Source organism: Streptomyces sp. NBC_00466, from assembly GCF_041433995.1.
Classification (GTDB): domain Bacteria; phylum Actinomycetota; class Actinomycetes; order Streptomycetales; family Streptomycetaceae; genus Streptomyces.
In genome coordinates this window covers 6,387,101-6,408,798 of record NZ_CP107896.1, presented here as the reverse complement: position 1 = coordinate 6,408,798, position 21,698 = coordinate 6,387,101, and the positions used below count along the sequence as shown (strand labels likewise).

15 protein-coding genes are annotated in these 21,698 nt (G+C 71.9%); 6 read left to right on the top strand and 9 right to left on the bottom strand.

The annotated features are described in order from the left end of the window. The first annotated feature begins 54 nt into the window (after positions 1–54). Positions 55–1,737, top strand: coding sequence for a urocanate hydratase (gene hutU / locus OG210_RS28745; RefSeq protein ID WP_328324333.1), 1,683 nt, complete (start codon positions 55–57; stop codon positions 1,735–1,737). Next, positions 1,734–2,720 carry a formimidoylglutamase gene (gene hutG, locus OG210_RS28740; protein WP_328324335.1) on the top strand — a complete coding sequence of 329 codons (987 nt, stop codon included), beginning with the start codon at positions 1,734–1,736 and terminating at the stop codon, positions 2,718–2,720. Before hutU ends, hutG begins: the two co-directional genes overlap by 4 nt. Positions 2,721–2,823: 103 nt before the next feature. Here hutG and OG210_RS28735 read toward each other — a convergent pair whose 3' ends face one another. The 3 genes from OG210_RS28735 to OG210_RS28725 form a co-directional block, all read right to left on the bottom strand. Beyond that, the gene (locus OG210_RS28735) at positions 2,824–4,185 is read right to left on the bottom strand and encodes an MFS transporter (RefSeq protein ID WP_371539397.1); all 1,362 of its coding nucleotides are present in this window, start codon (positions 4,183–4,185) and stop codon (positions 2,824–2,826) included. Between the two features lie 35 nt (positions 4,186–4,220). Further along, entirely contained in the window at positions 4,221–5,846 is a 1,626-nt protein-coding gene (locus OG210_RS28730; protein WP_371539395.1) for an acyl-CoA synthetase, read from the bottom strand. Between the two features lie 123 nt (positions 5,847–5,969). Continuing rightward, positions 5,970–6,809, bottom strand: coding sequence for an enoyl-CoA hydratase/isomerase family protein (locus OG210_RS28725; protein ID WP_328324341.1), 840 nt, complete (start codon positions 6,807–6,809; stop codon positions 5,970–5,972). A gap of 236 nt (positions 6,810–7,045) precedes the next feature. On the opposite strand from OG210_RS28725, the gene OG210_RS28720 reads away from it, so the two are divergent. Further along, positions 7,046–7,990: a LysR substrate-binding domain-containing protein gene (locus tag OG210_RS28720; RefSeq protein ID WP_328324343.1), complete on the top strand. Its 945-nt coding sequence runs from the start codon at positions 7,046–7,048 to the stop codon at positions 7,988–7,990. Between the two features lie 64 nt (positions 7,991–8,054). On the opposite strand, the gene OG210_RS28715 is transcribed toward OG210_RS28720, so the two are convergent. From OG210_RS28715 to OG210_RS28690, 6 genes are all read right to left on the bottom strand, one after another. Further along, positions 8,055–9,812, bottom strand: coding sequence for an ABC transporter ATP-binding protein (locus OG210_RS28715; RefSeq protein WP_328324345.1), 1,758 nt, complete (start codon positions 9,810–9,812; stop codon positions 8,055–8,057). After that, positions 9,809–11,452: an ABC transporter transmembrane domain-containing protein gene (locus OG210_RS28710; protein ID WP_371539390.1), complete on the bottom strand. Its 1,644-nt coding sequence runs from the start codon at positions 11,450–11,452 to the stop codon at positions 9,809–9,811. Before OG210_RS28710 ends, OG210_RS28715 begins: the two co-directional genes overlap by 4 nt. 152 nt (positions 11,453–11,604) lie before the next feature. Then, positions 11,605–12,669 carry a protein kinase family protein gene (locus OG210_RS28705; RefSeq protein WP_371539388.1) on the bottom strand — a complete coding sequence of 355 codons (1,065 nt, stop codon included), beginning with the start codon at positions 12,667–12,669 and terminating at the stop codon, positions 11,605–11,607. Between the two features lie 129 nt (positions 12,670–12,798). Then, the gene (locus tag OG210_RS28700; protein WP_371539385.1) at positions 12,799–14,040 is read right to left on the bottom strand and encodes an ATP-grasp domain-containing protein; all 1,242 of its coding nucleotides are present in this window, start codon (positions 14,038–14,040) and stop codon (positions 12,799–12,801) included. A gap of 90 nt (positions 14,041–14,130) precedes the next feature. Then, positions 14,131–15,366, bottom strand: a complete 1,236-nt coding sequence (locus OG210_RS28695) for an MDR family MFS transporter (RefSeq protein ID WP_371539382.1) — start codon at positions 15,364–15,366, stop codon at positions 14,131–14,133. A 53-nt stretch (positions 15,367–15,419) separates the two neighbouring features. Then, positions 15,420–17,198: an AMP-binding protein gene (locus OG210_RS28690; RefSeq protein ID WP_371539378.1), complete on the bottom strand. Its 1,779-nt coding sequence runs from the start codon at positions 17,196–17,198 to the stop codon at positions 15,420–15,422. Between the two features lie 497 nt (positions 17,199–17,695). On the opposite strand from OG210_RS28690, the gene OG210_RS28685 reads away from it, so the two are divergent. From OG210_RS28685 to OG210_RS28675, 3 genes are all read left to right on the top strand, one after another. After that, positions 17,696–18,955, top strand: a complete 1,260-nt coding sequence (locus OG210_RS28685) for a condensation domain-containing protein (protein WP_328324356.1) — start codon at positions 17,696–17,698, stop codon at positions 18,953–18,955. Positions 18,956–19,168: 213 nt separating this feature from the next. Further along, positions 19,169–20,326, top strand: a complete 1,158-nt coding sequence (locus OG210_RS28680) for an acetyl-CoA carboxylase biotin carboxylase subunit family protein (RefSeq protein WP_371539375.1) — start codon at positions 19,169–19,171, stop codon at positions 20,324–20,326. Then, positions 20,320–21,681, top strand: a complete 1,362-nt coding sequence (locus OG210_RS28675) for an ATP-grasp domain-containing protein (RefSeq protein WP_371539372.1) — start codon at positions 20,320–20,322, stop codon at positions 21,679–21,681. The genes OG210_RS28680 and OG210_RS28675 overlap by 7 nt, the downstream gene beginning before the upstream one ends. Positions 21,682–21,698 lie beyond the last annotated feature (17 nt).

The following is a 21,698-nucleotide window of genomic DNA, read 5'->3' as shown; positions in this document are numbered from 1 at the left end:
ACGCCGGTACGTCACCACCGGCGCCCCACTCCAGACCCTTCCCCAGGAGGCACCATGACCAGCGTTACTCCGGAGGCCGGCCCCCGTACGATCCAGGCGCCGCGCGGCACCGACCTGACCTGCCTCGGCTGGCAGCAGGAAGGCGCTCTGCGCATGCTCATGAACAACCTCGACCCCGAGGTCGCCGAGCACCCGGAGAACCTGGTCGTCTACGGCGGCACCGGCAAGGCCGCCCGCAACTGGCCCGCCTACGACGCCATCGTCCGCACCCTGAAGACGCTCAAGGACGACGAGACGATGCTGGTGCAGTCGGGCAAGCCCGTCGGCGTCATGCGCACCAGCGAGTGGGCGCCGCGCGTGCTCATCGCCAACTCCAACCTGGTCGGCGACTGGGCCAACTGGGAGGAGTTCCGCTCCCTGGAGGCCCGCGGCCTGACCATGTACGGCCAGATGACGGCCGGTTCCTGGATCTACATCGGCAGCCAGGGCATCCTGCAGGGCACCTATGAGACGTTCGGCGCGGTCGCCCGCAAGAAGTTCGGCGGCAGCCTGGCCGGGACGATCACCCTGACCGCCGGTCTCGGCGGCATGGGCGGCGCCCAGCCGCTCGCCGTGACGATGAACGACGGCGTCGCGATCTGTGTCGACGTCGACCCCACCCGTATCGAGCGCCGTATCGACCGCCGCTACCTCGACGTTGCCGCCGACGACCTCGACCACGCGCTCCGCCTCGCCACCGAGGCCCGCGACGCCCGCAAACCGCTCTCCATCGGCCTGGCGGGCAACGCGGCCGAGGTGTTCCCGGAGCTGCTCAAGCGCGGCGCGCCCATCGACATCGTCACCGACCAGACCTCCGCGCACGACCCGCTGGCCTACCTCCCGGTCGGCGTGAGCATGGCGGAGTGGCACGAGCAGGCGGCCAAGGACCCGGCCGACTTCACCGAGCGCTCCCGTGCCTCCATGGCCAAGCACGTCGAGGCCATGGTCGGCTTCCTCGACGCCGGCGCCGAGGTCTTCGACTACGGCAACTCCATCCGCGACGAGGCCCGCAAGGCCGGCTACGCGCGCGCCTTCGACTTCCCCGGCTTCGTCCCGGCGCACATCCGCCCGCTGTTCGAGGAGGGCCTCGGCCCCTTCCGCTGGGCCGCCCTGTCCGGCGACCCCAAGGACATCGAGGCCACCGACAAGGCCATCATGGAGCTGTTCCCGGAGAACGAGCACCTGCACCGCTGGATCAAGATGGCCGGTGAGCGCGTCTCCTTCGAGGGCCTGCCCGCCCGCATCTGCTGGCTCGGTTACGGCGAACGCCACCGCGCCGGCCTGCGGTTCAACGAGATGGTCGCCTCCGGGGAACTGTCCGCCCCGGTTGCCATCGGCCGTGATCACCTCGACTCCGGCTCCGTCGCCTCGCCGTACCGCGAGACCGAGGCCATGCTCGACGGCTCCGACGCCATCGCCGACTGGCCGCTGCTCAACGCCCTGGTGAACACATCGTCCGGCGCGTCCTGGGTCTCCATCCACCACGGTGGGGGCGTCGGCATGGGCCGCTCCATCCACGCGGGCCAGGTCTGCATCGCCGACGGCACCGAACTCGCCGCCCAGAAGCTGTCCCGGGTGCTGACCAACGACCCCGGTATGGGCGTCATCCGCCACGTGGACGCGGGCTACGACCACGCAGCCGACGTGGCACGCGACCGCGGTGTGCGCATTCCGATGACCGAGGGCGACGACCGATGACAGCCACCCACACACCTCCGTCGATGACGGACGTGGCACCCGGACCCTGGACGGGGCGTGACGACGGCCCCGGGGCCGACAACCTGCGCTGGCACCATGTGGTCGGCCTCGGCGCCGAGCACGCGGAACCGGGCGACGTGGCGTTCGTCGGCTTCCGCAGCGACGAGGGTGTCCGCCGGAACAAGGGCCGCCAGGGCGCGGCCGGCGGACCGCGTGAACTGCGCGCCGCCCTCGCGCCCATGGCGCTCCCGAGGCCGATGCGGGCCGTGGACCTCGGCGACGTCGAGGTGGCCGACGGCCACCTCGAAGAGGGGCAGCACCGCCTGGGCCAGGTGATCACCCCGCTCATCGACAGCGGCCATCCGGTGGTGGTGCTCGGCGGCGGCCACGAGGTGGCCTACGGCAGTTACCTCGGGCTGACCGGTACGCGCGCGGTGCGCGAGGGCGGCCGCCTCGGGGTTCTCAACCTCGACGCGCACTTCGACCTGCGCGACGACGTACAGCCCAGCTCCGGCACACCGTTCCTGCAGATGGCACACGGTGAGCAGCAGCGCGGTGAGAAGCTCAACTACTGGGTGCTCGGCGTGAGCCAGCCGAGCAACACCGAGCGGTTGTTCCGCACCGCGGACCAGCTCGGCGTGCGGTACCTGCCGGACACCCGATGCCGCATGTTCGACCTGCCGCGCATCGACGGGTTCGTCGACGCGTTCCTGGCGAGCTGCGACGTCGCCCATCTGAGCATCGACCTCGACGTGCTGCCCGCCAGCACGGCTCCCGGGGTCAGCGCCCCGGCCGCCTACGGCGTGCAGATGGAGATCATCGAGCATGTCTGCGCACGAGTCGCCGCCGCCGGTGCTCCCCTGCTGGTCGATGTCGCCGAGCTGAACCCGGGCCTCGACGTCGACCGCCGCACGGCACGGGCGGGCGCCCGGCTGATCCACCGCATCCTGACGTCGGCAGGCACGCCGGGCGGACGCCCCTAGCGGGGGCGGTTGACGCCTTCGGTGGCGAGTTCGCGGCAGGCCCGGCCACGGGGGCCGGGCCTGCCGCTGCCCGTGCTGCCACGGCTCCCCGCCGGGTCCGCGGTCAGCTCTCCAGCACCGTCGTGCGGTTCAGCGGGAGGTGGACGGTCTCCCGCAGGGCGAAGACGACCACCAGAGCGGAGACGACTGCCAGCACCATCAGGTAGTAGCCCGGCGCGAGCGGCGTACCCATGAGGGAGACAAGACCGGTGGCGGCGAACGGCGCGGTGCCGCCGAACAGGACGTACGCCGCCGTGTACCCCATGGCCGAGCCGCTGGAGCGCAGCTGGCCGGGGAACATCTCGACCATGGCCGGGACGTTCGACGTACCGATGACCGCCACCAGTACGGCGAGCACGGACGCCCCCACGACGGCCCCCGTCAGCCCGGTGCCGATCAGCCAGAACGCCGGAAGTGTGGTCACGACGAACCCCACACACGCCACCAGCAGCATCGGCTTCCGTCCCCAGCGGTCGCTAGCGGCGGCCATCAGCGGGCAGGCCAGGCAGTAGGCGAGCATGGCGATGACGCTGGTGAGCATCGCGTCCGACTTGCTGTAACCCACCTCCTCGGACATGTACGAGATCAGGTAGCTGCTCATCAGGTAGTAGCCGACCGCGTTGGTGATGCTGTAGCCGAAGAGCGTCAGAACCTGCCGGCGGCAGATCCGCAGGGCGTCCCGCAGGGGCGCCTTGCGGACCGTGTCGTTCCGCTCCATCGACCGGAAGACCGGGGTGTCCTCCAGTCTGCTGCGCAGATACAGCCCGATCAGTCCGAGCGGTCCCGCGAGCAGGAACGGCAGCCGCCAGCCCCAGCTGTCCAGTGCGCTCTCGCTGAGCGAGTCGATGATCAGCAGCCCGGCCAGCGAACCGGCCACCGAGGCGACACCCACGGTCAGGGGTACGGCGCTCGCGTACCGGGCCCGGCGGCCGTCCGGCGCGTACTCCATGAGGAAGGAGGACGCTCCGGTGTACTCACCGCCGGTCGAGAACCCCTGCACCGAACGGAACAGCAGCAGGAGCAGCGGAGCGGCGATCCCCGCGGACGAGTATCCGGGCAGCAGGCCGATGAGGAAGGTCGAGCCGCTCATGCACAGCACACTCAGGGCGAGCATCCGGTTGCGGCCGATCCGGTCGCCGTAGCGCCCGAAGAAGGCGGCACCCAGCGGCCGGGCGATGAACCCGGCGGCAAAAATCGCCCAAGTGGCCATCAGCGCCGCCGACTTGTCGTACTGCGGAAAGAACAGTCCTGCGATGGTCGCCGACATGACGGCGTAGGCACCGGAGTCGAACCATTCGACGAAGTTGCCGATGGCCGTGGCGGCCGTCACCCTGCGGCGGGTCGCACGCGCGGCCGGTCCCGGCGGCCCCCCGGGAGGTCCGGCCTCCGTGGCCGCCTGCGGTACCGGTGCCTGATGCGTCGTCATGGACACCTTCCTCCTTCTGTTCGGGCCGGGTCGGATCACCCGGCGGCCGCGTTGGCGTCGGCTCGCTGCCCGGAGCCGCTGTCCAGGTCCCGCAGCCGGGCCCGTTGGATCTTGCCGGTCGCCGAACGCGGCAGGCGCTCGACGAACTCGATGCTGCGGGGGTACGCGAAGCGTGAATAACTGTCGCGGACGTGCTCGGTGATCTCACGCGCCAGGCCGGGGCTCGCCGAGTGGCCTTCGGCCAGCTCGATCCAGGCCTTGACCGCCTGGCCGCGCACCGGGTCGGGAACGCCCGCCACACCCGCGTCGGACACGGCGGGATGGTTGCGCAGGGCCGCCTCGACCTCGTACGGGCCGACCCGGTAGCCGGAGGTCTTGATCACGTCGTCAGTGCGGCCCAGGAACCAGAAATAGCCGTCCTCGTCCTGGTGCGCCTGGTCCTTGGTGCGGTACCAGTCGCCGCCGAAGGTGTCGGCGCTCGCCTCTGGCCTGTTCCAGTAGCCGAGCGGGTACTGCGGGTTGGAGCGGGCCCGCAGGGCGATCTCGCCGGTCTCGCCGGCCGGGACCTCCTTGCCTTCGGCGTCCAGGAGTGCCACCTGCCAGCCGGGCAGCGGACGCCCCATGGAACCCGGCTTGACCGGGACGCCGGGGAAGTTCCCGAGCAGCGGGTACGACTCGGTGGAGCCGTAGTAGTCCAGGAGCGTCACCCCGAACTGGTCCTCGAACCAGTCGATGAGGTCCGATGTGAGGGGCTCGTTGGAGCTGCACACCACACGCAGTGCCTGGGGATAGCGGCTGCCCGCGTCGGGGACGTCCTGCATCACCTTGCGCAGCAGCGTGGGGTTCACGAGGGCGGTGGTGACGTTGTTGCGGGACATGCCGGAGAGTAGCGCGGCCGCGTCGAAGCCCGCCGCGGGGCGGTGCACGTAGTGGACGGCACCCGCCCGCAGCGGGCCCATCAGCTTGGCCATGGACCAGGCCCAGTCCCCCGCGCCGTAGAACACGTCGCCGGTGGCCAGACCGTGGCAGAACTGGAATTCGTTGTGGCCGAGCAGCGTCCGGTGGGCGTGCACGATTCCCTTGGCGGCGCCGGTCGTACCGGAGGTGTAGAAGATCAGCGCGGGGTCGTCGGCCGCGGTGTCCGCGGTCTCGAACTCCGGGGGCAGCGCGCCGATCGCGGGATCGTCGACGTCGACGAGGGTGCCGGTGAAGTCCCCGGCCCGGTGGACGGCGTCCGCCTCGGTGATCAGGACCGCGGTGCCGGAGTCGGCCAGCCGGTAGCGGATGGGATCGTCCGCCCACAGCAGGGACATGGTGACCAGTACCGCTCCTGTGCGCAGCACTCCGAGGTAGGTGGCCGGGGTGTCGGGGCGCTGCGGCAGCAGGACCGCCACCCGGTCGCCCTTGCGGACCCCGAGGCGGTGCAGATGGGCGGCCACCTGGCGGGAGCGGTCCTGTACCTGCTTCCAGGTCACCTCGTCGCGCCGGCCGGTGTGGTCCTCGTAGATGAGGGCGAGCCGGTCGCCCGGGTGCCGGTCGGCGACATCGGCGGCCATGTTGTAGCGGGCGGGGACGTCCCACCGGTGGGCGTCGAGCAGGCCCTGGTAGACGCGGTCGCCCTCGGCGAGCGCGCTGGGCGGCGGCGTGACGTGGGTGGTCATGCGGGGTCGTTCCTCTCTTCGTTACGGGGCGGGCGGCGCGGCCCGTCCCGGAGCGCTCCCGGGTGCGGATGCGGGGCGCGGGTGGCCGGGATACCGTCCGGCCGTGCCGTGCCGTGGCGGGCGTCAGCGGCGCCTGCCTGCCAGGAAGGCGGCCATCTCGCGCTGCGGCTCCCCCGTCGCGTAGGCCGCGACGTGCACCTTCTTGGCCGCGCTGATCGACTGGTCCAGGGCGGCTTCGTCGAGTTCACGGATACGGCCCTTGGTGAGGGCCACGGCGCCCGGCGGCAGTTCGGCGAGGCGGGCCGCCTCCGCGCGGGCCTCCGCCTTCACGGCCTCGCCCGCGGCGGCGGCATCGGCGCCCTCGACGTCGACCAGCCGGGTGAGCAGGCCCAGCCGGTGTGCCTCGACGCCGTCGACCAGCCGGCCGGTGAGGGCGAACTCCGTGGTCTTCGCCCTGCCGAGGATGTCCCACATGGCCCAGATCCCGGTGATGCTGGGAATGCCGGAGAGCACTTCGGGCTGGCCCATCCTGATGCCGCTGTGCCCGATCCGCAGATCCGCGAGCAGGGCGTACTGGAAGCCGGACCCGGCGGCGACGCCGTTGACGGCGGCGACGGTCGGCTTGTCGAGGTTGCGCACGGCCCGGTAGAGCCGGCCGAAGTCGTCGATCCACTCTTCGGCGGCCGCGTGGTCCCCGGGGGTGATGGCCGCGGTCTCGCTGAGGTCCTGTCCGGCGCAGAAGGCGTTCCCCGAGCCGGTGAGTACGACGGCCCGGCAGTCCTGGTCCTCGCCGAAGGCACCGAGTGCGGCCACCAGAGCCGCACGTACTTCCGCGGTCCAGGCATTGAGCTTGGCGGGCCGGTCGAGGGCCACTTCGCCGACGTAGGCCCTGCCCCCGTCAGCGCCGGGGAGCGGGTGACGGGTGACGAGAACCCCGTGGTGGTCGGTACCGGTCTGCGTCATGAGAAACCCTTTCTTCAGGAGGCGCGCACCCGGCACGAAGAGGCGGGGAACGCGCCGTCGCCCTCCCCGGCGCGCGACAGCACAGCCCGCTGAAGGGGCTGCACCGACCGGGGAGTGTTCGGTTCGGCCCACCCCGTGGGCCGGGGCGTCCGTGGCACTCATGCAAGCAGCCGGAGGCGTCCGTGGGCCAAGACCAATAACGACCTGCGTCGATATCGCAGCGATATGGTCCTGCCATGGAGCTACGCCATCTGCACTATTTCGCCGTGCTGGCAGAGGAGCTGCACTTCGGCCGGGCCGCGAGCCGTCTGCACATGGCCCAGCCGCCGCTGTCCCAGCGCATCCGCGATCTGGAACACGAGCTGGGGGTGCAGCTGTTCGACCGGTCCCGTCCCCATGTGCGGCTCACCGAGGCGGGCGCCCTCCTGCTGGAGCACGTACGGCCGGTGCTGTCCGGGGTGGCCACGGCACGCGAGGCCATGCGCCGGATCAGGCCCGGCGAGGCGGGGGTGCTGCGGGCCGGATTCCCGCCGGACACCCACCCGGTGGCGCTGCCGACGCTGACGGCCGCCTTCGCCGGCCGGATTCCGGACGTACTGCTCGACCTGCACGAGCTGACCACCGACGAACAGCTCTCGCGGCTGCGGTCGGACAAGCTGGACGTGGCGGTGGTACGGCACCCCGCCGACACCGTGGGCCTGGAGTCGGGCCCGGTGGCCCGGCGCGAGCTGGGCGTGGTGCTGCCCGCCGCCCATCCGGCGGCGGCAGGCCCGCAGGGCCCCGTACGGCTGAGGGACCTGGACGGGTCCCCGCTGATCATCTTTCCCCGGGAGATGGCGCCCGGTCTCTACGACCACATGCTCGCCGTCTGCCGGGACGAGGGGTTCCTGCCCGGGGCGATCCGGCATGCGCGCAACCCGGGATTCGTCCATGGGCTGGTGCTGGCCGGGCGCGGAATCCATCTCAACGAGAGCCCGGCGACCCAGCTGCCCGACGGCCTCGTCTGGCGCCCGGTCACCAGCCGGGCGCTGGCCTGGCTGACCTCAGTGGTGTGGGTGGCGCAGCGGCACAACGAGGCGGTGGCGGCCTTCACCGAGGCCGTCACGGAAGGGCTGGCCGCGACGGGACACCGGATCGGGCCGACGGGCGACGCCGGGCCGCCGGCCGGCCCGGCGCGGTGACACCGCTCCCCCGGCCGGCGGACGGGCGGTCACCGGCATGCTCTGTCCCTGCCAGGCGCGCCCTCTATCCCTGCCAGGCGCGCCACAGCCCCGCATAGGCGCCGTTCTTGGCGAGCAGCTCCTCGTGGGGGCCGAATTCGGTGATCCGGCCGTCGTCGAGAACCGCGATCCGGTCGGCGTCCCGGGCGGTGTGCAGCCGGTGCACCACGGCGATCACGGTGCGGCCGCTCGTGACGGCGGCCAGCGAGCGTTCCAGGTGCCGCGCGGCCGACGGATTGAGCAGTGAGGTCGCCTCGTCCAGGATCAGGACGTCCGGACTCGCCAGGATGAGCCGGGCCAGGGCCAGTTGCTGTACCTTCGCCGGGTCCAGCGCCTGTCCCCCGGGACCGACCGCGGTGTCCACGCCCATCGCCTCGGCCCAGTCCCACGCGTCGACCGCACTCAGGGCGGCCGCCATCTCGTCGTCTCCCGCGTCCGGTCGCGCGATGGTCAGGTTGTCGCGCAGCGTGCCACGGAAGACGTGGTGCTCCTGGGTCACCAGCGCCACCGTGCCGCGCCGCTCGGCGGGGGTCAGGCCGGCGATGTCCCGGCCGCCCACGGTGATGCCGCCGGTGGGCGGTCGGTAGATACCGGCCAGCAGCTTGGCCAGCGTCGACTTGCCGGCGCCCGATGGCCCGACGACGGCGAGCCATTCGCCCTGCCCGATGGTCAGGTCGATGCCGCGCAGCACCTCCTGCTCCGGCTGGTAGGCGTAGCGCAGATCCCGTACCTCGATGTCCCGCGGCGGGGCACCGCCCTGCCCGTCCGACGGAGCCGCGGCCGGCGTCCGGGGCGCCGGTACGGAGGGGGCTTCCCTGAACCGCGCGAGACCCAGCAGCCGGGCCAGCGCGGCGCCCGCCTGCTGGAGCTCGTCCAGCCAGTACATCAGCTGGTCCACCGGGTTGAGCAGCTGCGAGGCGTACAGCGTGCCGGCGGTGACGGCGGCCAGGGACACCACTCCGTGCAGATAGAGCGAGCCGCCGATGATCAGCATCGCGGCCACCGGCAGGGCGTAACTGGCGTCGCACAGCGGGAGGAAGACATTGCGCAGCCGCAGGGTGTGGCGTTCGGCGGCATAGGCGCGGGCGATGTCCTCGTTGAGCTGGTCCATCCGGCGGGCGGTCAGCCGCAGCCCGTCGACCGTACGGGCGCCCTCGACGGTCTCCGCCAGGCTCTCGGTCAGCCGCGAGTAGGAGGCGGCCTGGAGCAGATACCCCTGGTGCGCCCGTCGCAGGTACCAGCGGGCCGCGCCGAACAACACCGGGACCGAGACCAGGCACGGCAGCAGCAGGACCGGGCTGATCAGCGCCAGGGCACCGAGGGTGAACCCGAGGATGCCGATCGAGGTCAGGGTCGCCGGGATCGCGGCACGGATGGCGTTGGAGAGCAGGTCGACGTCCCGGGTCGTCCGGGTGATCAGGTCACCGCTGTCCGCGTCCTCGACGACCTCCGGCGGCAGGGCGAGCAGGTCCGTCACGAATTCCTCGCGCAGTGCGGCGAGGATCTTCTCGCCGAGCGCGGCGGCGGCGTACCCCGCGAGACGTACCAGCACGGCCTCGCCGGCCAGGCAGCCGAGGATCAGCAGGACCAGGCGTTCCACCGTGTCCTTGCCCTGGGTCACGTCCGCGACCAGGGTGCCGAGCAGCCACGGGGCGAACAGCCCGCTCGCCGCGGAGCACCCCTGCAGGGCGATCACCAGGCCGAACTCGGCGCGGTTGGTCAGGACGGCGCGCCGCACATACGCGCGGAGTTCACGGCTCGTGGCGACGGGCAGCGCGCTCATACGGCGGCCGTCCAGCGCTCGACCAGGGACCGGTAGCGCGCGTCCGCCATCAGCGACTCGTGGGAGCCCTCGGCCGCCACCGTTCCGTCGAGGACCAGCACCACGTGATCGGCCCGGTGCAGCAGCAGGACGCTCGTCGTGAACACAACGGTGGCCCGGCCCCGGCGCAGGCGCTCCATCCCCTCGGCCATTCTGCTCTCCGTGTTCGCGTCGACAGCGCTGGTCGGGTCGACCAGGACCAGTACTTCCGGATCGGCCATCAGCGCGCGGGCCAGCCGCAGGCGCTGCTGCTGGCCGCCGGAGAACTCCCGGCCGCCCGCGGCCACCTGGGTGTCCAGCCGCTCGGGCATCGCCTCGACGATGTCCCGGGCGGCGGCCGCGTCGACGGCTGCCCACAACTGGTCGTCGGAGCCGGAGCCGTCCGGCCTGCCGGCCGGATTCAGCTCGCGGCGCAGCGCGCCGGCGAACAGGTGCTCGTCCGCTGTGGTGACGAGGATCCGCTCGCGCACCCCGGCCAGCGGAAGGCCGGCCAGCGGCTGCCCGGCGTACGTCGCGCCGGACTCGACGTAGCGCCCCAACCGGTCGGCCAGTGCCGCCGATTCGCCCGCGGAGCACACGACGGCGGTCAGGCCGCCTGCGGGTACCCGCAGGCCGGAGTCGGGGTCGGCCAGGACGCCGGTGCCCGGCACCGCACCCGATTCGGGGCCCGGCCCGACGTCGGGCTCCGTCCGGAGCAGCCGGATGACGTTCGCGGCGGCCACATGGCCCTGCATGGCCTTGGAGACGGCGAAGGTGATCCGGTTGATGGGCACCACCAGATACGTGGCGTACCCGTAGAAGGCCACCATCTGCCCGGCGCTCAGCTGCTCGGTCAGCACCAGCTCCGCTGCCAGGGCGACCACTCCTGCGAGCAGCAGGCTCGGCAGGAACGTTCTGGCCGCCCCCAGGAACGCCGAGGCCCGCGCCTGTTTCAGCGCGACGGACCGGAGGCGCTGCGATCCGTCACGGTACCGGCCGCTGAACAGCTCCTCGCCGCCGATCCCGCGCAGGACCCGCAGTCCTCGCACGATGTCGACGGCCTGGTCGGTGAGCTCGCGCTGCTGGGTGCGGAGCCGGCTCTGTCTGCTGCGCAGGGTGCGGGCCAGGCGGGTGGTGACGAAGAGGATGGCCGGCACCGCGATCAGCACCAGCAGGCCGACCTGCCAGGAGGCGACGAGCATGAGTGTGGCGACGACGACGAACGCGACAGCTCCGCCCACGCCGCGGGCACCGACCTCCAGGGTCTGGCCGATGAGGCTGATGTCCGAGACGCCGACCGTGACGAGGTCGCCGGCCGAGGACTTCCGGTCGACCGTCGTGCCGAGTTCACAGGCCTTGCGGGTGACGAGCCGCATCGTCTCGTACGCGGGCTCGACCTTGAGCCTCAGTTCGAGGCACTCCACGAGCAGAGCGGACAGCGCCGTGGCGATGCCCAGCCCGACGACCACCAGGCCCCACCGGACCAGTGCCGTCTGGTCCTTCGCCACCAGGCCGGTGTTGATGGCCTGGCCGATCACTGCCGGAGTCAGCGCAAGGCCGCCCGACCACATCACGTTGAAGACACTGTCGAGAAGGAGGAGGCGCCGGTGCCGGGCCGCCATCCACAGCAGATAACGCCACGGGCTGCGTAAGTCGGGCTTCCCGTGATCCGTGTCGGAGAAGGTCCGCACCCTTGCCTCACTCGTGGATCGGTATCGATTGACGAGCGGCCAGGTTGCCAGCTCAGCGCTCGCGGTGCACTTCAATAAAGCCCTCAGCCCCGTGGCTCGAGGATCCGGCGGATCTCCTCCAGCGGGTACGGAATCTCCCGGCTCTCGTCCTGCAGCCTTCCGTAGAAGTCCGTCACGACCGCCGCGAGCGGCGCATGGCGGGTGACGACCGCCGCGGCCTCCGACGGGCCGGCCGGGGGACGTTCCCCTTCGGCGCACGCGCGTATCAGTGCCTCCCGCCCTGCCCGCTCGTACCCGTACACACCGCTGATCAGCCAGTTCACCAGGTAACTGAGGGTGTAGGCACGGTCGTACGTCCGGTGCCTCTCGAAGAAGTCGGCCTCGTGGGGCGACAGGTCGAACCGGGACGAGAGAGCCAGGCCGTAGTCCGCGAAGTAGAGGCGCCTCCCGTCCGTCAGGATGTTCTCGAAGTGGGCGTCGAAGTGCAGGAGTCCGCGGTCGTTCATGAAGGAGGTACCCGCCACCAGTTCCTTCTCCACCAGGGAGACAGCACGGTCGGCGGTTTCGTCACCGGCCCGTACCTGCTCGGTGAGCCATGTGTGCAGCGTCCGGGGGATGTACTCCAGGAACAGCACCAGGCTCGCTGGAGACTGCTCAAGGGCCTCGATACGGGCGCGCACCTCCGGCCCGCCTCCCCAGTAGGCCACAGCCCGCTCCACGTCGGCGAGCTCGTCCGGGAGGGCCGGTGCGGTGTCCGGCAACACGCGCCAGTGGTACATCAGCGGGAAGCCCTGGTACTGCCCTGCGAGCGCCCAGTTCGTGGTCATGGTGTGAGCAGCGAGCTCCCGCCAGGCCCCGAAACCCGGCCCGCCGATGCCGTACTGACAGAAGACGGGCAGGCCGAACAGGTTGGCGGTGGACCGGACATGATCCGGACGGAGCTCCCGCCCGGTCAGGGGCACCCGCTTCACGAAGACCGGTGTACCGGCGACTTCGAGGAACGCCGATCTCCCGCCGATACCGGAGCCGAGCGGTGCGGCGGTGGCCACGAGTTCACCCAGTCGCCTGTCACCGCACAGGGCCAGGGACGTGGAAACGGTGCTGTACCGGGCCTGCCGCGCACCGGGCACCACGTCAGGGCTCTCCATCGACCGCATCCGGACTGCCGACCTCGATTCTCCGCTCCGGGGCAGGACCGTACGGCCGGCGGATCCACCCCGGCGCGTCCACGCCCGCCCATCCGGGACTGGCCGGTCAGTCTACGGACGCCGTGTCCCTCACCACTGCGTCACCATCTCCACCGTGATCGACTCCATGGCCTCGGCCGCCACCTTGTTGACCTCCGCCGCGGTGGCTCCGCGGAGCATGATCTGTCCGATACGGCCCATGTTGTCGTACGGGCCGCCCACTTCGTCCCCCGGCATCTTCGACATGGCCGTCGCGATGACATGGTCCCCGCAGGGGAGCGCGCCGGCCCACCGGAGGACTCCGGCTTCCGGCGCGGTGATGAACCGGATGGCGGCGGCCGCGTCGCGCCGCGGTTCGACGTCCGGCCGCCGTCCGAGCACCGTCTGCAGGAAGGCGCGTGCCTCGTCGATGCCGAGCGCTTCCCTGACCAGCCTCATGATGTGATCGCCCGGCGGCCGCGCGCCCACCTCGATCACCTTGGCGGCTCCCGCGCTGCTGACCTTCACCTCGGTGTGTGCGGCACCGTTGCGCAGACCCAGCGCCCTGATCGCGGCGGTGGCCGCCGCGTACAGCGCCTCACCGACGGCGGGTGCGGTCTGCGCGGGCACGGTGTGACCGAGTTCGGCACGGCTCGTCCCTCCGGTGGTGAACTTCTCGGTGATCGTCAGATGGTGGATCTCGCCGTGGGAGATGACCGACTCGACGCTGTACTCGTCGCCGTCCACGTGCTCCTGGGCCAGCAGTGTGATGTCGAGGGCGAGACCATGCGAGGTCTTGTGGGTCTGCGACTGGGCCAGCCGGGCCGCTTCGGGGAGTTCCGCGGCCGAGCGTACGACCGAGACGCCGATGGATGCCGCGTTCTCGGCCGGTTTGACGACGAGGGGGAAGCCAAGACCACTCTCCGCCACGCGCCGGGCCAGCTCCGCGGGGTCCTGGGCCACCACGGTGCGCGGGGCGGGAACCCCGTGGGCGGCGAACGCATCGGCCATGAGCCGCTTGTTGCGGCAGGCGTCGGCGAGTTCAGGGCGGTGGCCGGGGAGCCCCAGCCGGTCCGCGAGGCGGGTGGCCAGCGGCGAGAGGAACTCCCAGCAGGCCACCACCCCGTCGATACCTGTCTCCCGGCAGAAGCGGGCGAGGTCGTCGAGAGCCGTCTGCGGATCGGAGAAGTCGGTGAAGACCGTGCCGCTGATCTTCGCCTTCAAGTCGGGCCGGTAGAAACGGAACACGTCCTCGTGGGTGGCCACATGGGCCTCGATGCCGAGTTCCGCCGCCGCGGTCAGTATGTCCTCGCCCGCGGATACGTCGGCCTCTATCAGCAGCACCTTCTGCACGGTGGGGGTCCCCTTCAAGGAGGTCGGTGATGTCGGTGAGCGCGTGAGATCGGTGAGTACGTGAGGCCGGTGAGTACGTGAGGTACGTGCTCAGGGCGCGGTTCTGCGGCGCAGGACCGGCGCGAGCGAGAGCTGGCCCGCCGCCGCGACGAGGCACAGACACGCGGCGGTCAGCCAGAGCGTCGTGGAGCCGGCCAGCAGCAGCCGGGTGCCGGCGACCGGCGCCAGCAGGAAGCCCGTGCCCCAGGCCATTCCGATCAACCCGTTGTAGCGCCCGCGGAGATGAGGCGGCGCCAGGTCGGCGACGACGGACGATGTCATCGCGAAGACCAGGATCTCCCCCAGCGTCCACACCGCGACGGCGAGCCCGTACCTGAGGGTCGTGGAGGCGAACACCATCACGGTCGTGCCGACGGCGGCGACACCGAACCCGGTGGCGAGCACCCGGCTCTTGTCGAAGGCCCCGAGCCGGTGGCCGATCAGCGGCTGCGCGGCGATGACCACCAGCCCGTTGACCGCCATGACCGTGCCGTACGCGGTACTGGACAGGCCCTCGCCCCGCATCGCCAGCGGCAGCGTGGCGAAAGCCTGCTGGAAGACGGTCGCGTAGACCACGATGATGCCGGCGAAGGCCAGCATCGCACGGTCGCGCACCGGGGTGAGGAAGCCGCCGGCGCTGTGCTCCCCGGCGGGCGGCTGCGTCTCGGGGACGGCGAGCCACACCAGTACGGCGAAGACCGAGCAGGCTCCGGCGTCCAGCCAGAAGATCAACTGGTAGCCGTGGGACGCGAGGTAACCGCCCAGCACCATCGCCATCGAGAACCCGAGATTGACCGACCACAGCAGCAGGCCGAACGCGCGCGTCCGGTCGGCGGCGGGGACGGTGTCCGCGACGAGGGCCTGGGCGGCGGGCCGGAAGAAGTCGATGGTGATGCCGAGTACGAAGCAGGCCGGGACGAGCACGCCGAGGCTGTGGGCGTGGCCGAGCGTCAGGAGGGTCGCGCCGTTCGCCAGCATGCCGCCGCTCAGGGCCACCCGGCGGCCGAACCGGTCGGCGATGAACCCGCCGAGCGGCTGCGAGATGACCGACCCCACCCCGACCGTGGCGAGGATGAGCCCGGTGGTGCCGATCGGGACTCCCCGTATCCCGGTCAGATAGAGGCTGAGGAACGGATTGACCATGGAGCCGAGCCGGTTGACGAGGGTCCCGCCCCACAGCACCCAGAAGGCCCCGGGCAGCCCGCCCGCGCGGACCCGTACGAAGGCGCGCAGGCGGCCTTCCGCGGGCTCGGTGGGGTGCGGGGCGGGCGTGTCGGTTCTGCTCAAGGCTTTCTCCTACGGGGCGGATTCGGCGCCGGGCCGTGGCGGACCGGGCGGACTCAGCGACCGCACCCGCGCAGCACGGCCGGGGCCCCGGCAGGAATCCCGGACGGCACTCCCGGTGAATCCGGCGCTCCGGCCGCAGCACGCGCCCCGGCTGCATCCGGTGGCTCCGGTACCGAGCCGGCACCGGAACCCTGCGCGGAACCGGCACCGGAATCCGGTACGGAGCCAGCACCCGCTGCCAGCGCCGCGCGGTCGACCTTGCCGTTCGCCGTCGTGGGCAGCGTGTCCATCAGATGGAACTCCTGCGGGACCATGTACGGGGGCAGGGTCCGCGCGCAGAAGTCCCGCAGGACACCCGCGTCCACCGCACTCCCCCCGCCGTGGGGCCCGTCAGCGGTGGCCCGGCGCGTGGCCGGCACGGTGAACGCCGTCAGCCGCTGCCCGCCGTCCGGCCCCGGCAGCGCCAGGACAGCGGCCGCCGTGACGCCCTGGTGTGCCTGCAACTGCTGCTCGACCTCGCCCAGTTCGACCCTGTTGCCGTTGATCTGCACCTGGGAGTCGGTCCGGCCGCAGAAGTAGAACTCCCCGTCCTTGCCCCGTACGCCCAGATCGCCGGTGCGCAGCACCAGCTGGCCCGACTGCGGGGACAGCGGATCGGGCACCAGCGCCGCCCGAGTGGCCACCGGGTCGTCCCAGTACCCGGTGAACAGCGCGGGGCTGCGCAGATGGAGTTCGCCGGGCACGCCGGGCTCCTCGACGATCTCGCCCCTGCTGTCGACGAGAAGCAGCTCCGCGCCGGGGTGGGCGACGCCGATGGAGAGCTGGTCCGCCGTCTCGGGCAGCGGGCGGAGCACCGGCTCGAACGAGCAGGCCATCGACTCGGTGCTGCCGTAGCAGTTGGTGAACTCCGCCCGTGGCAGGAGTTCCTGGAGCCGGCGCAGCTCGGCCGGCGGGAACACCTCGCCGCAGAAGAGGACGCGGTTCAGCCCCCGCAGCGCGGCCAGCCGCTCGGGCTCGTACCGAAGCGCCTGGCGCCAGATCGACGGTACGCCGTTGACCTGGGTCGCCCCGGTCTCGCGGAGCACCCGCAGGAAGTGCCTCGGCCAGCGCACCAGGGGCGGCGGGACAGGGACGACGGATGCGCCGCTGCCCAGCGCCAGGCCGATGTTGAGCAGCGAGAAGTCGAACTGGAGGGGCGAGGTGCTGGCGATCCGGTCGTCGGGGGTGGCGAGGCGGTGGGCCAGCATGCCCCGGTAGAAGGCGACCACGGCCCGGTGGCTCATCACGACGCCCTTGGGCCGCCCCGTGGTGCCGGACGTGAAGATGATGTAGGCGGGGTCGGTGACACAGGGGGTACGCCGCCGGGGCGTACGCCAGTCCGGCATCCGCTCCACGGCCAGCCCTCCCGGCCCGAACCTGGCCGCCCCGACCTCGTGGGGGATGTCCGCACGCCCGCCGTCCACCGCCTGGAGATGGAGGGCGGGCCGGGCGGTCCCGATGATGGACAGCAGCCGCCCGCCCGGCATCTCGGGGCTCACCGGAATGAAGGTGAGGCCGGCCCGCGAGCAGGCGAGGAACATCGCGATGGACAGCGCGGTCGTCTCGGACTCCAGGATCACCCGGGCGCCGGTCTCGATGCCGAGTTCCGCCAGCGCCGCGGTGTAGGTGTGCACCAGGGCGCCGAGCTCGCCGTAGGTCGTCACGGTGGTCTGCCCGGCCCGGGCCGACTCGATGACGGCCGGCCTGTCCGGGGCCGTCCCCACCGCGCCGAGCAGGAAGTCGTGCAGGAACTCCCCGGCGGAACCGGCCTGGAGGTACGGCTGTTGCGTCACGTTGATGAGACCCCTCGTCTGGTGCGGGAACGATGGTCCGGGGCGGCCGGGCGGGCCGGCGCTCTGCCTCTCCGGCAGGCGGCCGGATGCCGGATGCCGGGTGCGGGTGCCGGAGCTGCGCCATGCAGGACCCCGCCGGCGGTTGCCCTCGCGCTCTCCTCGTATCCGGCTCCGCATATTTCGCATAGCGGAAACTGACTTCCGAAGACGAGCCCAGACTCTCACGCGAGGGGCGAGGTTGGCGTGTGATGTGGGTCACTTTCCGGCCACGGCGAGGGCGCGCCACGCGCGGGAGTTCCGAGGGCGGCCGAATTTCAGGAAGCCCCAAATCCCTTGCCACTACTGGGCGTTACGGGGTGAGGAACGGCGAACGTAGAGGCGGCGGGGGGCTGTTCGATCTGGACAGGCTTCAACAGTGTGTGGCAGCGTCAGCGGCGCATGGAAGATTCATTCCACCATGCGAAATTCTGCGGGATGTATGTCGATGGAGGGGGTGCATGTCTGTGGCGGGACCGCTTTCACTGGGCCAGCTCTCGGTCTGGGACGACATCCGGGATCTGCCAGGCGCCCGGTGGCACGAGGCGAACAACGCCGCGCTCTGGGCACTCCCCCACAACGTCGGCACGGAGGAGGTGCGCACGGCTTTACGGTCCGTTGTCGCCCGCCATCCGTCGCTGAGGACGCGCTACGACCTCCAGGACCCCGACTCACCACGCCAGTTGGCGCCCGACACCGACTTCTCCGACTCGCTGCCGGTCGTCGAGACGGCCGGCGCTCCACCCGGGGACTTCGTCGCGGGACCGGCCTCCCTGCGCTTCCGCCTCGGCCATGAACACGGCTGGCGGGCCACTCTGTTGACCCGGGCGGGGACCGCCTCTCACCTGCTGTTCGTCAAACACCACATCGCCGCTGACGCCTGGGCCCAGGAGGTGCTGCGCCAGGAGTTCACCGGGGCGCTCACCGACCCGTCCGGTGCCGGACCCGCCACCGCACCCGGCCCGGCCGAACTGGCCGCCGACCAGTTCACCCCAGCGGGCCTGCGCCGGCAGACCGCCGCACTCGGCCACTGGAACCGGCTCCTCGACCAGGCGCCGCCCACCGCCCTGCCGCCCGCGACCGGCGCCGGTGGGGGCGTCCTCCAGGCCACCCTGCGCTCCGGACCCGCCCGCGCCGCCGCCCGTACGGTCGCTGCGGCGGCGGAGGTGTCCGTCTCCAGCGTCGTCCTCGCCGCCTACGCCCGCAGCGTGGCCAGGATCTGCGGCACCGACGCCCTGCTGGTGCAGTTGATGAGCGCCAACCGCTTCTCCCCCCGCTGGAAGAACGTGGTCACCTCGATGAACCAGTGGGTGCCGGCCCTGATCGAGGGCGCCCGCGAGGACGACCTGCGCAGACTGGCGTCCGTCACGCACTGGAGCAGCCTCGGCGCCTTCCGCCACGGTGCGCACGACGTCACCGCCGTCGCCGCGCTGCTCGCCCGCAGACCGGACGCGCCCGAACCCGTCTGTGCCTTCAACTACGTGACCCTGCCGGAGCAGCAGCCGCCCGATTCCGCCGGAAAATCGGCGCCCGTCACCGAGCCCGTCATCACCTGGGAGGAGCCCTTCACCTCGATCGGCCCGCGCTGTTACGCCCGCGCCGAGGAGAGCGCGTCCGGCCTGTCGGTGCGGCTCACCGCCAAGGACGTCGGCCGCGAGCAGTGCGCGGAACTGCTGTGGGACATGCACCACGCGCTCCTGTCCACCGCCGGAGCGTGCTGACCGGCCGAAGGACAGCACAGCGAAGCCGCCGCCCGGCGCGGGATGTCCGGCGCACCCGCCGGACACCACCGCCGGCCCGCGCCGCCGGCCCGCGCCGCCGGTCCCCCGCCCCGTACACCACGCGCCCCGGACGGCCCCCGCCTCCGTACCGCCTTCCCGCCCCGCCCGTGCTCGTTCCCGCCCGTGCTCGTTCCTGCCCCTGGAGGCATCTCAGTGCCCGAACACGTGATGGTCATCCACCGCTGGACCGACCGGTATGCCGACTACGCCACATATCTGGACCACGCCGTCCACCGCGTCAGCTATGTCACCACCGAGCGGGCCGCCCGCCATCTGCCGTACGAACAGGCAGCGGGCGTACGGATCGTGGACAGCACGGAGAACGTCAAACAGGTCCGTGAAGCGATCGGTTCGCTGGCCGAGCAGACCGGTCCGCCGACCCGTATCCTGGCGCTCCAGGAGACCGATCTCGATCTGGCCGCCGATCTGCGCGGCGAGTTCGGCCTGCCAGGACAGCGCAGTGAGGACCTCGAACCCCTGCGGGACAAGCTGCTGATGGCGCAGCGGCTCACGGCCGCGGGTGTCCCCGTTCCCGCGACGGCCGACGCGCCGGACCACGGCGCGGTCGAGTCCTTCGCCGCCCGGCACGGCTGGCCGGTACTGGTCAAACCGCGGCGGGGCACGGCCAGCGCCGGAATCCGGCGGCTCGACTCCCCCGAAGCGCTCCGGGCGTACACCTTCCCGCGCGACACCGAGATGCTCGTACAGCCGTGGCTGCCCGACGAGGTGCTGCACGTCGACGGCGTGTACTCCGGAAACGCAGGGGACGCAGGGGACGCAGGGGACGCAGGTGCCACAAGTGACGCAGGGGACACAGGGGACGCAGGGCGCGGCCTCGGCGCCTGGCGGGCCTCCCGTTATCTGAGCACCTGCCTCGAGTTCACCGCCGGCACCGCACTCGGGTCGGTCGAGATCGACGACCCCGAACTCCTCGGCCGGATCGGGGAGATCGCCGCCGCGACGGCCGGTGCGCTCTTCGCCGGGCCCGCGGTCTTCCATCTGGAGCTCTTCGAGAGCGCCGGCGGAGCACTGACCGTACTGGAGATCGGGGCCAGGCCCGGCGGCGCGGAAGTGCCCTTCATCTGGCGTGAGGTGCACGGGATCGACCTGATGGCGGTGGCCGTCGCCCAGCAGACCGGCATCGGGACCGGCTCCGCGCCCGCCTTCGAAGGACCCGCCGATGTGGCGGGCTGGCTGCTGGTACCGCCCTCGGTGCCGATGCCCTGCCGGGTCCTCTCGGCGACCGGGCACCCTCCGGAGCGGCCCCCGGACCGTACGCGGAAGTACGCCCGCACAAGGGGACGTTGCTGAGCGAGGGCGGGTACGAGAACTCCGGGATGCGGTTCCGGTTCCGCGGGCGCGACAGTGCCGGGGTCACGGAGGCCGTCCGCCGCACGATCCGGGACGCCTCGCTGGAGTGCGCCCCCGTCGACGTCCGGCGGCCCGGCCGGCTCGCCGTCGTGGGCTGCGGCAATCCGCCCTACCGCACGTACGCGCTGAGCGCCGTCGCCGCACGGGTCGGCACCGCGCTCGTCCAGAGCACCGCCATCGACTGGCAACGCCCTTACGTGGACGACCGGTTCCGGATCACCGACACCTCCGACGCCCGGGCCACCGCACAGGCCGTGGCGGAGCTCCTTGACGGCCAGGACGGCCCGGGCGCCGTACTGACCTGGGACGAGACCCTGCTTGAGACCACCGCCGAGGTCGCCAGGCTGCTGCGGCTGCCGCATATGAGCCCCGAGGCGGCCCGCCGCTGCCGCGACAAGCTGGCCACCCGGCGGCTGCTCGGCGCGGCCGGGGTCCCCTCGGCCGCGTACCGCCATGTGCACAGCTACGCGGAGGCGGCCGAGGCCGCCGAGGCGATCGGCTGGCCGGTCGTGGTCAAACCGCGCGGGCTGGCCGGCAGCATCGGCGTCAGTCTCGTGGACGGCCCCGGCCGGCTCGCCCGCGCCTTCGAGCAGGCGCGCACCTCCTCGTTCCCCGGCATCAGCGCCCTGGACGGCGCGATCGTCGAGGAGTATCTGGAGGGCCCGGAGATCAGTGTGGACTGCGCGGTCTCCGACGGGGTGGTCCGGATCGTGAACGTCGCGCGCAAACAGCTCGGATTCGCCCCGTACTTCGAGGAGACCGGCCACCTCGTCGCACCCTGGCGCGACGAGCCCTGGGCCGACGAGATGCGGTCCGTGGTGGCGCGGGCCCACACGGTCCTCGGTGTCCGCACCGGCCTGACCCACACCGAGCTGCGCCTCACCCCCACCGGGCCGCGCGTCGTGGAGGTGAACGGCCGCCTCGGCGGCGACTTCATCCCGCTGCTCGGCACGCTCGCCACCGGCGTCGACCCGGTCACGGCCGCCGTGGACATCGCGCTCGGCCGAACCCCCGGGCTCACCCCCGCCCGGGACCGCTGCGCCGAGGTCCGCTTCGTCTACCCCGAGCACGACTGCACGGTGGACTCCCTCGATCTGACCGACGCCGCTGCCGAACCCGGCATCGTCGAAGCGATCCCGCTCGTCGCCCCGGGCAGCCAACTGCTGCTGCCCCCACGCGGCATCGTGCCCCGCATCGCCGCGCTGATCGCCGTGGGCGACAGCCCGGACGAGTGCGCGGCCGCGCTCGGCCGCGCCCAGCGTGCCGTGCGGCACACCCTCACCCGACTTCCGTGACTGACCACAGCCAACGA

Excerpts from the sequence above, each read along its gene's own strand:
- hutU (WP_328324333.1), top strand. The coding sequence starts at position 55 with ATGACCAGCGTTACTCCGGAGGCCGGCCCCCGTACGATCCAGGCGCCG.
- hutG (WP_328324335.1), top strand. The coding sequence starts at position 1,734 with ATGACAGCCACCCACACACCTCCGTCGATGACGGACGTGGCACCCGGA.
- OG210_RS28735 (WP_371539397.1), bottom strand. The coding sequence starts at position 4,185 with ATGACGACGCATCAGGCACCGGTACCGCAGGCGGCCACGGAGGCCGGA.
- OG210_RS28730 (WP_371539395.1), bottom strand. The coding sequence starts at position 5,846 with ATGACCACCCACGTCACGCCGCCGCCCAGCGCGCTCGCCGAGGGCGAC.
- OG210_RS28725 (WP_328324341.1), bottom strand. The coding sequence starts at position 6,809 with ATGACGCAGACCGGTACCGACCACCACGGGGTTCTCGTCACCCGTCAC.
- OG210_RS28720 (WP_328324343.1), top strand. The coding sequence starts at position 7,046 with ATGGAGCTACGCCATCTGCACTATTTCGCCGTGCTGGCAGAGGAGCTG.
- OG210_RS28715 (WP_328324345.1), bottom strand. The coding sequence starts at position 9,812 with ATGAGCGCGCTGCCCGTCGCCACGAGCCGTGAACTCCGCGCGTATGTG.
- OG210_RS28710 (WP_371539390.1), bottom strand. The coding sequence starts at position 11,452 with ATGGCGGCCCGGCACCGGCGCCTCCTCCTTCTCGACAGTGTCTTCAAC.
- OG210_RS28705 (WP_371539388.1), bottom strand. The coding sequence starts at position 12,669 with ATGGAGAGCCCTGACGTGGTGCCCGGTGCGCGGCAGGCCCGGTACAGC.
- OG210_RS28685 (WP_328324356.1), top strand. The coding sequence starts at position 17,696 with ATGTCTGTGGCGGGACCGCTTTCACTGGGCCAGCTCTCGGTCTGGGAC.